This is a genomic window from Cellulosimicrobium sp. E-16 (genome assembly GCF_049913115.1).
In the GTDB taxonomy this organism is placed as follows: Bacteria; Actinomycetota; Actinomycetes; order Actinomycetales; family Cellulomonadaceae; genus Cellulosimicrobium.
On record NZ_CP183974.1, the window covers coordinates 1,566,375 to 1,578,232 of the forward strand.

Annotated in this window: 10 protein-coding genes; 5 read left to right on the forward strand and 5 right to left on the reverse strand. The window is 73.5% G+C overall.

Annotated elements, in window-relative coordinates; all coding sequences use genetic code 11:
• Positions 1 to 108: 108 nt before the first annotated feature.
• The 4 genes from ACN9MS_RS06850 (at position 109) to ACN9MS_RS06865 (ending at position 4,667) form a co-directional block, all read left to right on the forward strand.
• The gene (locus tag ACN9MS_RS06850; RefSeq protein ID WP_426311266.1) at positions 109 to 1,401 is read left to right on the forward strand and encodes a sugar ABC transporter substrate-binding protein; all 1,293 of its coding nucleotides are present in this window, start codon (positions 109 to 111) and stop codon (positions 1,399 to 1,401) included.
• 116 nt (positions 1,402 to 1,517) lie between these two features.
• The gene (locus ACN9MS_RS06855; protein WP_426311847.1) at positions 1,518 to 2,444 is read left to right on the forward strand and encodes a carbohydrate ABC transporter permease; all 927 of its coding nucleotides are present in this window, start codon (positions 1,518 to 1,520) and stop codon (positions 2,442 to 2,444) included.
• Positions 2,444 to 3,295, forward strand: coding sequence for a carbohydrate ABC transporter permease (locus ACN9MS_RS06860; RefSeq protein WP_426311267.1), 852 nt, complete (start codon positions 2,444 to 2,446; stop codon positions 3,293 to 3,295). The genes ACN9MS_RS06855 and ACN9MS_RS06860 overlap by 1 nt, the downstream gene beginning before the upstream one ends.
• Before the next feature lie 118 nt (positions 3,296 to 3,413).
• Positions 3,414 to 4,667 (forward strand): ABC transporter ATP-binding protein, encoded by a 1,254-nt coding sequence (locus ACN9MS_RS06865; RefSeq protein WP_426311268.1) that lies wholly within the window; start codon positions 3,414 to 3,416, stop codon positions 4,665 to 4,667.
• A gap of 57 nt (positions 4,668 to 4,724) precedes the next feature.
• Here ACN9MS_RS06865 and ACN9MS_RS06870 read toward each other — a convergent pair whose 3' ends face one another.
• From ACN9MS_RS06870 to ACN9MS_RS06885, 4 genes are all read right to left on the reverse strand, one after another.
• A complete protein-coding gene (locus ACN9MS_RS06870) occupies positions 4,725 to 5,690 on the reverse strand; it encodes a carbohydrate kinase family protein (RefSeq protein WP_426311269.1) in 966 nt (321 codons plus the stop codon).
• Positions 5,687 to 5,983 (reverse strand): exodeoxyribonuclease VII small subunit, encoded by a 297-nt coding sequence (locus ACN9MS_RS06875; RefSeq protein WP_426311270.1) that lies wholly within the window; start codon positions 5,981 to 5,983, stop codon positions 5,687 to 5,689. Before ACN9MS_RS06875 ends, ACN9MS_RS06870 begins: the two co-directional genes overlap by 4 nt.
• Before the next feature lie 61 nt (positions 5,984 to 6,044).
• Positions 6,045 to 7,388 carry an exodeoxyribonuclease VII large subunit gene (gene xseA, locus ACN9MS_RS06880; RefSeq protein WP_426311271.1) on the reverse strand — a complete coding sequence of 448 codons (1,344 nt, stop codon included), beginning with the start codon at positions 7,386 to 7,388 and terminating at the stop codon, positions 6,045 to 6,047.
• An 82-nt stretch (positions 7,389 to 7,470) separates the two neighbouring features.
• A complete protein-coding gene (locus ACN9MS_RS06885; protein WP_426311272.1) occupies positions 7,471 to 8,922 on the reverse strand; it encodes a polysaccharide deacetylase family protein in 1,452 nt (483 codons plus the stop codon).
• A 300-nt stretch (positions 8,923 to 9,222) separates the two neighbouring features.
• Between ACN9MS_RS06885 and ACN9MS_RS06890 the strand changes: the two genes are divergently transcribed.
• Positions 9,223 to 10,242 (forward strand): 4-hydroxy-3-methylbut-2-enyl diphosphate reductase, encoded by a 1,020-nt coding sequence (locus ACN9MS_RS06890; RefSeq protein ID WP_426311848.1) that lies wholly within the window; start codon positions 9,223 to 9,225, stop codon positions 10,240 to 10,242.
• 40 nt (positions 10,243 to 10,282) lie between these two features.
• On the opposite strand, the gene rmuC is transcribed toward ACN9MS_RS06890, so the two are convergent.
• Positions 10,283 to 11,791, reverse strand: a complete 1,509-nt coding sequence (rmuC, locus tag ACN9MS_RS06895; RefSeq protein WP_426311273.1) for a DNA recombination protein RmuC — start codon at positions 11,789 to 11,791, stop codon at positions 10,283 to 10,285.
• Positions 11,792 to 11,858: the final 67 nt, after the last annotated feature.

Below are 11,858 nucleotides of genomic sequence, written 5' to 3' on the forward strand. Positions count from 1 at the left end.
TCGGGGCCCGCCCGACGCGCCCGTTCGCATGGCGGGCCGGGCCGGGGGGCGGTATCCATGGAGGGTGACACCCCGGAGACGGGGAAGCCGCGACCGAGGGGAGCTGACGTGCGTCGACGCACCCGAGCGCTCGCCGTCCTGGTCGCCGTGGGGCTCGTGGCGCCGCTCGCCGCGTGCGGCCCGGGCGACGACGGGACGCCGGTGCTCACGTGGTACATCAACCCGGACAACGGTGGCCAGGCCGACATCGCCGCCTCCTGCACGGAGGCCGCCGGGGGCGCGTACCGGATCCAGACCGAGCTCCTGCCGCGCGACGCCGCGTCGCAGCGCGAGCAGCTCGCGCGCCGCCTCGCGGCGAAGGACTCGTCGATCGACATCATGAGCCTCGACCCGGTGTTCATCGCCGAGTTCGCGGAGGCCGACTTCCTCGCCCCGGTGCCGGCCGACGTCGCCGACGCGACGACGCAGGACGTCGTCCAGGGGGCGATCGACGCCTCGACGTGGAAGGACGAGCTGGTCGCCATCCCGTTCTGGGCCAACACGCAGCTCCTCTGGTACCGCAAGTCGGTCGCCGAGGCCGCGGGCCTCGACATGTCGCAGCCCGTCACGTGGGACCAGATCATGCAGGCCGCCCAGGACCAGGACAAGCTCCTCGCGGTCCAGGGCGCCAAGGCCGAGTCGCTGACGGTGTGGATCAACGCGCTCGTCGAGGGCGCGGGCGGGCACATCCTCGAGAACCCGGAGGCGCCGGCGGACGAGGTGAAGCTCGGCCTCGACAGCGACGCGGGCAAGGCGGCCGCGACCATCATCGGGGAGATCGGCACGTCCGGCGTCGGCGGCCCGGGGCTCCCGAGCGAGGACGAACCGGCGTCGCTCACGAAGTTCCAGGGCGACCGCGGCTCGTTCATGGTCAACTGGCCGTTCGTCTGGTCCTCCACCCAGGGCGCGGTCGACGCGGGATCGCTCGACCAGTCGCTGCTCGACGACATCGGTTGGGGCCTCTACCCGCAGACCACCGAGGGGGAGGATGCCCGCCCGCCCTACGGCGGCATCTCGCTCGGCATCGGGGCGTTCGGCAAGCACACCGACCTCGCGTACGAGGCGGCGCAGTGCATCGTGAGCCCGGAGAACCAGGCCGAGTACTTCGTGACCAACGGGAACCCGGCCGCGAGCATCAAGGCCTACGACGACCCCGACGTGCAGAAGGCCTTCCCCATGTACGACGTCATCCGCGACTCGCTCGACCAGGCCGCCCCGCGGCCGCAGACACCGTTCTACAACGAGGTCTCCACGGGCCTGCAGCAGACGTGGTACCCGCCCGCCGACGTCGACCCCGACACGACGCCGCAGCAGTCCACCGAGTTCATCACCGCCGTCCTGCGAGGGGAGCGACTCCTGTGAACGCCGGACCTCCTGCCGAGCCCGCACCCCGCGGCCGGCACGCCTCCACGCCGTCGACCACCACCGAGGACGCGCCGCCCCGCCGCGGCGACGCGTCCCGCGCGGACTCCCGTGGCGTGCCCGACGCCGCCGCGAAGGCCGCTCGCAGCGACCGCGCCCGCGCCGAGGCGCGCCTCGGGTGGTACCTCGCCGGGCCGGCGTTCGTCGTCATGCTCGCCGTGACGCTGTACCCGATCCTCCAGGCGGTCTACGACTCGCTCTTCAACTACAAGCTCACCGCCCCGGACGACCGCGCGTTCGTCGGGCTCAACAACTACGTCGTGATCCTGACGGACCCGGTGTGGTGGAAGGCCCTCTGGGTCACCCTCCTCATCACCGTCATCACCGTCGCCATCGAGCTCGTCCTCGGGTTCGCGCTCGCGCTCGTCATGCACCGCGCGATCAAGCGCCTGCGCGGTCTGCTCCGCACGGCGATCCTCGTGCCCTACGGGATCATCACCGTCGTCTCGGCGTTCGCGTGGTTCTACGCGTTCGACATCACGTCCGGGTACGTCAACCACTGGTTCGACTGGGTGCCCGGCATCGGCCCCGACCTCAACTGGTTCGCGCAGCAGGGCACGAGCCTGTTCGTCATCATCGCGTCCGAGGTCTGGAAGACGACGCCGTTCATCTCCCTCCTGCTGCTCGCCGGCCTCGCGCAGGTGCCGGGCGACCTCGAGGAGGCCGCGAAGGTCGACGGCGCGACCGCGTGGCAGCGGTTCACGCGGGTCATCGTGCCGAACATGAAGGCCGCGATCATGGTCGCCGTCCTGTTCCGCGCGCTCGACGCGTTCCGCATCTTCGACAACGTCTTCATCATGACGAACGGCGCCAACGGCACCGAGGTGCTCTCGCTGCTCGCGTACCGCACCTCGATCGGCCAGCTCCAGATCGGCATGGGCTCCGCGATCTCCGTGCTGCTGTTCCTGTGCGTCGTGCTCATCTGCTTCATCGCGATCAAGCTCTTCAAGGTGGATCTCGCCGGCGCGAGGGGGGAGAAGTGATGGGCAGCGTCCTCAGCACCCGGGCCAAGATCTGGTGGGCCGTCATCACGGTCGTCGTCCTCGTCGGGTCGTTGTTCCCCGTGGTGTCGATCTTCATGACGAGCTTCAAGGGTCCCAGCGACATCAACTCCGGCACGTTCCTGCCGCCGCAGTGGAGCACCGACAACTACGAGCAGATCCTCGCCACGGGCGGCTCGGCGCAGGAGCTGTTCCTCTCCGCGCTGCGCAACTCCATCGGTATCTCGCTCATCGCGACGGTCATCGCCGTCGTGCTCGCGACGCTGTGCGCGTACGCGATCGCACGCCTGAACTTCCCGGGCAAGCGCCTCATCCTCACGACGGCGCTCGGCGTCTCGATCTTCCCGGTCGTCTCGATCGTCACGCCGCTGTTCAACCTGTGGCGCAACATCGGCCTGTACGACACGTGGATCGGCCTCATCATCCCGTACCTGTCGCTCACGCTCCCAATCTCCATCTGGACGCTCGCCGCGTTCTTCCGGCAGATCCCGTGGGAGCTCGAGCAGGCCGCCCAGGTCGACGGCGCGACGCCGTGGCAGGCGTTCCGCAAGGCGATCGTCCCGCTCGCCGCGCCCGGCGTCTTCACCACGGCGCTCATCGCGTTCTTCATCGCCTGGAACGACTTCGTCTACGGCATCTCGCTCACGTCGACGAGCGCGGCGCGTCCCGTCCCGGCGGCGCTCGCGTTCTTCACCGGTGCGTCGTACTTCGAGGAGCCGACCGGCGCGATCTCGGCGGCGGCCGTCGTCGTGACGATCCCGGTGGTCGTGCTCGTCGTGCTGTTCCAGCGCCAGATCGTCTCCGGCCTGACCCAGGGGGCGGTGAAGGGATGAGCACGACTGATCGCCGGGCGACCGCCCGGCAGCCGACCCCGCAGCCCGCCGCGGCACCGCCGCGCCCCGCCCGCGCCGTCGGGCACCGTGCCGCACGCCGAACCCGAGGAGAGAGCTGATGGCGTCGATCACCCTCAAGGACATCGTCAAGCGCTACGGCGACGGGTTCCTCGCGGTGGACCGCGTGAACCTCGACATCGCCGACGGCGAGTTCGTCATCCTCGTGGGCCCGTCCGGCTCCGGGAAGTCGACGGTGCTGCGCATGATCGTCGGGCTCGAGGACATCACGTCCGGCGAGCTCGACATCGACGGCGCGCGCGTCAACGAGAAGGCGCCGCGCGAGCGCGACCTCGCGATGGTGTTCCAGAACTACGCGCTCTACCCGCACCTCACGGTGGCCGAGAACATCGCCTTCCCGCTGCGCCTCGCCAAGGGCAAGCACAGCGAGGCGGAGATCCGCGAGAAGGTCGAGCGTGCGGCCGACATGCTCGACCTGCGCGAGCACCTCGACCGCAAGCCCGCGAACCTCTCCGGCGGCCAGCGCCAGCGCGTCGCGATGGGACGCGCGATCGTGCGCGACGCGAAGGCGTTCCTCTTCGACGAGCCGCTGTCGAACCTCGACGCCAAGCTGCGCGGGCAGACCCGCACGGAGATCGCGCGCCTCCAGCGGCGCCTCGGCACGACGACCGTCTACGTCACGCACGACCAGACCGAGGCCATGACGCTCGGCGACCGTGTCGCCGTGCTCCGGCGCGGCGTGCTCCAGCAGGTCGCGAGCCCGCGCGGGCTCTACGAGCAGCCGGTCAACCTGTTCGTCGCGGGGTTCATCGGGACGCCCCCCATGAACTTCCTGCCGGGCGAGGTGTCGGGCGGGCGGATCACGCTGCCCTTCGGCGAGTTCGACATGCCGGAGAACGTCGCGTCGGTGGTGGGGAACCGCGGACTGGTCATCGTGGGGCTGCGTCCCGAGCACTTCGAGGACGCGCGGCTCGTTGACCCGTCCAAGAAGGACCGGGGCCACACCTTCGAGATCCAGATCGACGTCACCGAGTGGCTCGGGGCGGAGCTCTACGCGTACGTCCCGTTCGAGATGCACGAGTCCGTGAAGGGCCAGCTCGAGGAGCTCGACCGCGAGCTCGACGGCGAGGGGCTGCGCACCCAGTTCGTCGTCGCCCTCGACTCCGCGTCGCGGGTGCGCGACGGCGACACCACCGAGCTCTGGTTCGACCCGACGAAGATGATGATCTTCGACCCGGAGACGAGCGAGAACCTCACGCGCGACGACGCCGAGGCCGACCGGATCGAGGAGGACAACGCCGAGGACCGCAAGCGGTCGCTCGAGCGTGCGCAGAAGCAGGACGCCCAGGTCTGAGGGTCGCCGCCGCCCGGGCGGTCTGCCCGGGCGGCCGAGACGTCCCCGAAAGCCGGCTCAGGCGGACGCGAGCTCGGCGCGGCGGGGCGGGTTGGCGCCCGCGCGGGAGACGGTGACGGCAGCGACGGCGGCGCAGCGTTCGAGCAGGGCGGCGAGCGTGGCGGCGTCGATCGCGCGCAGGGCTTCGCGGCGGTCCGCGCCGAGAAGGCCCGCGTCCCAGAGCCCGTCGACGAGCGCGCCCATGAAGGAGTCGCCCGCGCCGACGGTGTCGACGACGCTCACGCGCGGGGCGGCGACGCGCTGCTCCCCGGCGGCGGTGACGGCGACGGCGCCCTCGCCGCCGAACGTCACGACGACGAGCGCGGGGCCGAGCGCGAGCCACCGGTGCGCGACGGCGACCGGGTCCGCCCCGGGCACGAGCCACGCGACGTCCTCGTCGCTGACCTTGACGACGTCGGCGAGGTCGACGAGCGCCTCGATCCGGGCGAGGGCGTCGGCGGGGTCGCCCATGAGGGCGGGTCGGGCGTTGGGGTCGTAGGTGATCGTGGCGGTGTCGCGCGCGGCGGCGACCAGTGCGCGCACGTCGGACGCGCCGGGCTCGAGGACGGCGGCGATCGAGCCGGTGTGCACGGCGAGCGTGCCGGCGGCCGGGGCGGTGCCGGCGGGGACGCGCCACTCGAGGTCGAACTCGTAGGTCGCGGCGCCGTGAGCGTCGAGGTGGGCGGTGGCGACGCTGGTCCGGTCGGCGTCGGTGCTGCCGGGGGCGAGGGTCACGGCGGAGTCGTCGAGCCAGGCCCGGATCGCGTCGCCGCGCTCGTCCGGGCCGAGCCACGTGGCCAGGCGCGCGTCGCGGCCGAGCCGCCCGAGGGTGAGGGCGACGTTGGCGAGGCTCCCGCCGGGGTGCTCGTCGACGCTGCCGTCGGCGCGGTGCACGACGTCGATCAGCGCCTCTCCGACGACGAGCACGTGCTCGCCCTGCGCAGGGGCGCCGTCGGTCGAGGGGGCTGCGGGGGAGGTGCTCATCGGTCGTCTCCGGTGGTGTCGTCGGGGGTCTCGTCGGGCTCGTCGTGCGTGCGGCTCTCCGGGGCGCGTGCCGCGTCGAGCCGGGCCCGCGCGCCGTCGAGCCACTCCTGGCAGCGCGCGGCCAGCGCCTCGCCGCGCTCCCAGAGCGCGAGCGACGCCTCGAGCGGCTCGCCGCCGGCCTCGAGCCGCGCGACGACCTGCACGAGCTCGTCGCGCGCCTGCTCGTAGGAGAGCGTCGCGACGTCGGGCGTGACAGCGTTGTCAAAGGAAGTCACGGCAGTATTCAACCCCATCTGTGCATCGTGGTCGGACCGGGCGTCCGATAGCCGGACACCTCGGGGTGCGGGACGCGTCTCACGACGCGCCCCGGGAAGCGTCGGGCGCGGGCCCGTCGTCGTGCGTGGCGGTGACCTCCGCGTCGAGCGCACCGCGCGCGAGCCGCACGTGGACCCCGTCTCCTGCCGCCACGTCGTCGGGGGAGCGGACCACGTGGCCGTCCGTCCGCTGCACGACGGCGTACCCCCGCTCGAGCGTCGACGCCGGCGACAGAGCGCGCACCTGGGCCTCCAACCGTCCCACCTCGCCCGAGGCGCGCACGAGCCGCGTGTCGAGAGCGCGTCGCGCGCGGTCGCGCAGCGCGTCCACGCGCTCGGCGTGGTCGGCGAGCATCGTGCGGGGCGCGGCCAGGACCGGGCGGGACCGCAGTCCGTCGAGCAGCGCCTGTTCCCGCGCCACGCGCCCCGCGACCGCGGTCCGCAGCCGGTGACGGCCCTGCGCCACCCGGGCCCGTTCCTCCGCGACGTCCGGGACGACGCGCTTCGCGGCGGCCGTCGGGGTCGAGGCGCGGTAGTCCGCGACGAGGTCGAGGAGCGGGCTGTCCGTCTCGTGCCCGATCGCGCTCACGAGCGGGGTGCGGCACGCCGCCGCGACCCGGACGAGGGCCTCGTTCGAGAAGGGCAGCAGGTCCTCCACCGCCCCTCCGCCACGCGCGACGACGATCACCTGGACGTCCGGGTCGGTGTCGAGCGCCCGGATCGCGTCGCCCACCTGCTGGACCGCGTGCGCCCCCTGGACCGCGACCTCACGGATCTCGAACCGGACCTGGGGCCAGCGGGCGCGCGCGTTGACCACCACGTCGTGCTCCGCCTTGGACTCCCGCCCGCACACCAGCCCGACGACCTTCGGCAGGAACGGCAGCGGGCGCTTGCGCTCGGCGTCGAACAGCCCTTCGGCCGCGAGCACGCGCTTGAGGTGCTCGATGCGCGCGAGCAGGTCGCCCACGCCCACCGGCCGGATCTCGCGCGCCTGGAGCTGGAGCGTGCCGCGCCGCGTCCAGAACACCGGCTTGGCGTGCACGACGACGTGAGCGCCCTCGGCCAGCGGCGTGCCGTCGAGCACGCGCGTGGCCGCGGAGACGGGCAGGGACATGTCCAGGTCGGTGTCGCGCAGCGTGAGGAACGCGGTCGACGTGCCCGGACGGCGGTTGAGCTGCACGATCTGCCCCTCGACCCACACGGGCGCCATCCGGTCCACGTACTGCTCGATCTTGCGGGCGAGGAGCCGCACGGGCCACGGGTGGTCCGCGCTCGTCTCGAGCGCGCGCGCCGGCAGCGGGCCGCGGTCCCCGGGCCGGGGAGACCGCGCGGACGGGGTGCCCGGCCGCGGGACGTCGTCGGGCAGGGGGAGCGAGGCGGTCACGGGACCAGCCTGCCGCACCCCACCCACGCCCACCCGGCGCGCCCACCGGTCGGAGCGGGCGTCGCCGTGGCTGGGCGACCGTTCACGGGGCGAGCAGGTCGACCGTCACGAGCACGTACCCCTGGGCGCGCAGGTCGTCGATGATGCCGGGCACGGCGTCGACCGTCGTGGCGTGGATGTCGTGCATGAGGACGACGCTGCCCGGTCGGGCACCCTCGACAGCGCGCCGTCGGGTCTCCGCGGCGTCCTTGGTCTTCCAGTCGAGCGTGTCCAGGTTCCAGAGGATCACCTGGAGCCCGGTGCGCGTCGCGACCGACCGGACGCGGTCGTCGACGTCGCCGTACGGGGGGCGAAGGAACGTGGGTGTCTCGCCGGAGGCCGTCGTGATCGCCTCCTGCGTGCGCTCGAGCTCGGCGCGCACCTCGTCGTCGTCGAGCGTCGTGAGCTGCGGGTGGTCCCACGTGTGGTTCGCGAGCAGGTGGCCCGCGGCGGCGGTGTCCCGCACCACGTCGGGGCGCTTCTCGACGTTGGTCCCGACGAGGAAGAACGTCGCGGTGACGTGCTTCTCCGCGAGCGTCTTCAGCAGGCGCTCGGTGTCCGCGCCCGGCCCGTCGTCGAACGTCAGGGCGACGCACCGGTCGACCGTGCAGTCCACCCCCTGCGCCCGACCCAGCTCCCGTCGCTGCTGGAGCGTCAGCGCCAGCCGGTCGGTCCACACCGCCTCGGTGGCGCCGAGCACGGCGTCCCGCTGCGCCACGGTCTCGGCGACGGGGGCACCGCCCGCGCCGGCGTCGAGCGTGGGGCCTGCGGCGGCGAGCGCGGCGTCGAGCGACGTGCGGTGCGCCTCGTCGGAGACGAGCCCTGCCGACTCGGTGAGCACCGGGCGGCCCTCCGCGACGGCGTCCTCGAGCCCGTCGTACGCCCACTGCTGCCACGCCGACGCGACGTCCTGCGTCGCGGCGGCGACCGCTGCGGTCGCGTCGTCGAGCGCCTCGGGCGACGGCGTGGACCCCGTGACGACCTCGAACCGGCGCTCCGGCGACGAACGAGGGAACAAGGGGTTCGGACGCGTGAGCTCGTCGACGGTGCGGTCCTCGACCGGGTACTCGACGGGCGCTCCGACGAGCGTCGCGGCCTCCGGCAGCGCCGCTGCCAGCGGGTCGCGCACGGCGGGGTCCTCGACCTGGCCCTCGCTCTGCGTCAGCACGGCGCTGCCGATCACCTCCGCCACGGCGAGCGTCGCGAGGCGGGGCAGGTAGGCCGCCTCCGCCCCGGCACGGGCGGTCACGGCGTCGCGCTCCGCCTGGGCGACGTCGGCGTGGTACCGCGCGACGGAAGCGACCCACCGGTCGTGCTCCAGCGACGCCGCGAGGACCAGCGCCCCCGCCACCACGACGGCGACCCCGGGCACGAGCCAGGGCCACACGCGGCGCCGGGGTCGTGTCGGCTCAGCGGGGTCGACGGGTCCCCCGGACGTGCGGTGGTCGGACGCGTCAGGGGTCGTGGGGTCGATCGGGTCGAGGTCGTCGGCCATCACTCGATCCTCCGGGGACGTCGGACGTCCGGCGACCCGGAGCGCCGTCCCGCCGGGGTGAGATCCGTCTCCTGGTCCGGCGCCCGTGCCCCTCCTGCGAGCGAGTCGCGGAGGGACGGTGGAGCACCGGAGTCGGTGCTGTGAGGAGGGCGGGAGGAGCACGGGCGCGGCCCGTGGTGACGGGCCTCACCGGGGTCGGCGCGCGGGCGCTCGCCTAGACTCGGTGGCGTGAGCGACCTCCCCGCCGGCTCGTCCGCGCACCCGTCCGACCGCCCCGCCGTCCCGCCGGAGGCGGCACCGCTGGACGCCGCGCCCCGCAAGCGCGTCCTGCTGGCCGCGCCGCGTGGCTACTGCGCGGGTGTGGACCGGGCCGTCGTCGCGGTCGAGAAGGCGCTCGAGCACTACGGCGCGCCGGTGTACGTGCGCAAGGAGATCGTGCACAACAAGTTCGTCGTCGAGACGCTGAGCGAGCGCGGGGCGGTCTTCGTCGACGAGACCGACGAGGTGCCGGAGGGCGCGCGCGTCGTGTTCTCGGCGCACGGCGTCTCACCGGCGGTCAAGGCCGCCGCGGCGGCGCGCAACCTCGACACCATCGACGCCACGTGCCCCCTCGTGACCAAGGTGCACAAGGAGGCCGTGCGCTTCGCCAAGGACGACTACGACATCCTGCTCATCGGCCACACGGGGCACGAGGAGGTCGAGGGCACGGCGGGCGAGGCGCCCGACCACGTCCAGGTCGTCGACTCGCCGGACCACGTCGACAAGGTCGTGGTCCGCGACCCCGACAAGGTCGTGTGGATCTCGCAGACCACGCTCTCCGTCGACGAGACCATGGAGACCGTCCGCCGGCTGCGGGAGAAGTTCCCGACGCTCCAGGACCCGCCGAGCGACGACATCTGCTACGCGACGCAGAACCGCCAGGTCGCGGTGAAGAAGCTCGCGCCCGACGCGGACGTCGTCATCGTCGTCGGCTCGGCGAACTCGTCGAACTCGGTGCGCCTCGTCGAGGTCGCGCTCCAGGCGGGTGCCGGGGCGTCGTACCGCGTCGACCGGGCCAAGGAGATCGACCCGGCCTGGCTCGACGGCGTGACGACCGTCGGGGTGACGTCGGGTGCGTCGGTGCCCGAGATCCTCGTGGACGACGTGATCGCCTACCTCGCGGAGCGGGGGTTCGGCGAGGTCGAGGAGGTGCGCACCGCGACCGAGGACCTCATGTTCTCGCTGCCGCGCGAGCTGCGCACCGACCTCAAGGCGTCCGGGTCCGACGGCGGTCGTCCGGCCCGCGGGGGCCGCACCTCGCTCTCCGTCCAGCCCGTCTGACGGTCGGGGTCGCCCGCAGCCGCCGGCTCCGGGCGGGAGGTCAGGCGCTCGCGCCGCCCGCCGACGGCTCCCGACGGGACTCCTCACGGTCCTCGGGGCGCTCGTCGATCGCGACCACGGACTCGTTGACCGACGCGAGGAGCTCGGGCGCGCTGATGGCGCTGAGCTGCGGGTTCACGGTGGCGGGCGTCGCGAGCTCCTCGTCCACGACGTGCAGGTCGGCGAACCTCCGGGCGCTGACGAGCACGCGGGTCTCGAGCGAGCCGACCGTGCGGTTGTAGGCGTCGGAGGCGTTCTGGAGCTGCCGCCCGAGCTTGGCCAGGTGCGACCCCATGACCGCGAGGCGCCCGTGCAGCTCCTTGCCGAGCGTGAGCACCTGCTGCGCGTTCGTGGCGAGCGCGTCCTGCCGCCACGCGTACGCGATGGTCCGCAGCATCGCGACCATGGTCATGGGCGTCGCGATGACGACGTTCTTCGCGACGGCGTGCTCGAGGAGCGACGGGTCCTGCTCGACGGCTGCCGAGAGGAACGACTCCGCGGGCACGAACATGACGACGAACTCCGGCGCGGGGCCGAACTGGTCCCAGTAGCGCTTGGCGCCGAGGTCGTCGACGTGCTTGCGCATGTGGCGGGCGTGGGCGGCGAGCCGGTTCGCGCGCACCGCGGGATCGGTCGCACCCTGCGCGTCGAGGTAGCCGAGGAACGCGACCTTGGCGTCGACGACGACCTGCTTGCCCCCGGCGAGCCGCACCACCATGTCGGGGCGCAGCGCCCCGTCGTCCGTCGCGACCTGGTCCTGCTCCACGAAGTCGACGTGGGGGAGCATCCCGGCCGCCTCGACCACGCGGCGGAGCTGGAGCTCGCCCCACGCCCCGCGCACCTGCGACGACCGCAGCGCGGTGACCAGCTGCGACGTCTCGGCGCGCAGCAGCTCCGACGCGTCGCGGACCCCGCGCACCTGCTCGGCGAGGCTGCCGTGCGCCGCGAGCCGCGCGCGCTCGGCCTCGGCGACCTCGGCGCGCACCTTCTCGAGCGCGCCCGCGAGCGGTTCCACGAGGTGCCGCACGGCCTTCTCGCGGCGCTCGAGGTCCGCCGCGCCCTGCTCCTGGCTGCGGCGCAGGCGCTCCTCCGCCTGGACGAGGAACTGCTCCGTGCCCGCGGCCAGCACCTTGCGCGAGAGCACCTCGAACTGCCCCTCGAGGCGGCGGTGGTCGCCCTGGACCTCCTCGACGCGGCGCTCGGCCGCCGCGCGCAGCTCGGCGAGCTGCTGCTCGTGGGTCGCCCGCGCGAGGTCGAGGCGCTCGTCCGCGCTGCGCTGCGCCGCGCCGAGCTGGCGCACGAAGCCCTCGCGCTCGGCCTCCAGCCGCTCGGCCAGACCGGCGCCGCGCGCGGCCTCCTGCTGCGCCTGCCCCAGCAGCTGGGTGAGCCGGCGGACCTCCGCCGCGGCGGCGTCGGGCGACGCGCGCCGCACGGTGAGGACGAGCGCGGCACCGCCGACGAGCCCCAGCACGAGGCCGACCGCGAAGAGCAACCATCCCGAGGTGTCCATGGCGGCACCCTCCCACGGGGGACCGACACGACGGCCCCCGACACGTCGCGCGCGCTCTGGCGGACAG

What these genes read in the sequence shown, in the direction of transcription:
- ACN9MS_RS06860 (WP_426311267.1), top strand. Translation starts at nt 2,444, where the DNA reads ATGGGCAGCGTCCTCAGCACCCGGGCCAAGATCTGGTGGGCCGTCATC.
- ACN9MS_RS06870 (WP_426311269.1), bottom strand. Translation starts at nt 5,690, where the DNA reads ATGAGCACCTCCCCCGCAGCCCCCTCGACCGACGGCGCCCCTGCGCAG.
- rmuC (WP_426311273.1), bottom strand. Translation starts at nt 11,791, where the DNA reads ATGGACACCTCGGGATGGTTGCTCTTCGCGGTCGGCCTCGTGCTGGGG.
- ACN9MS_RS06885 (WP_426311272.1), bottom strand. Translation starts at nt 8,922, where the DNA reads ATGGCCGACGACCTCGACCCGATCGACCCCACGACCCCTGACGCGTCC.
- ACN9MS_RS06865 (WP_426311268.1), top strand. Translation starts at nt 3,414, where the DNA reads ATGGCGTCGATCACCCTCAAGGACATCGTCAAGCGCTACGGCGACGGG.
- ACN9MS_RS06875 (WP_426311270.1), bottom strand. Translation starts at nt 5,983, where the DNA reads ATGGGGTTGAATACTGCCGTGACTTCCTTTGACAACGCTGTCACGCCC.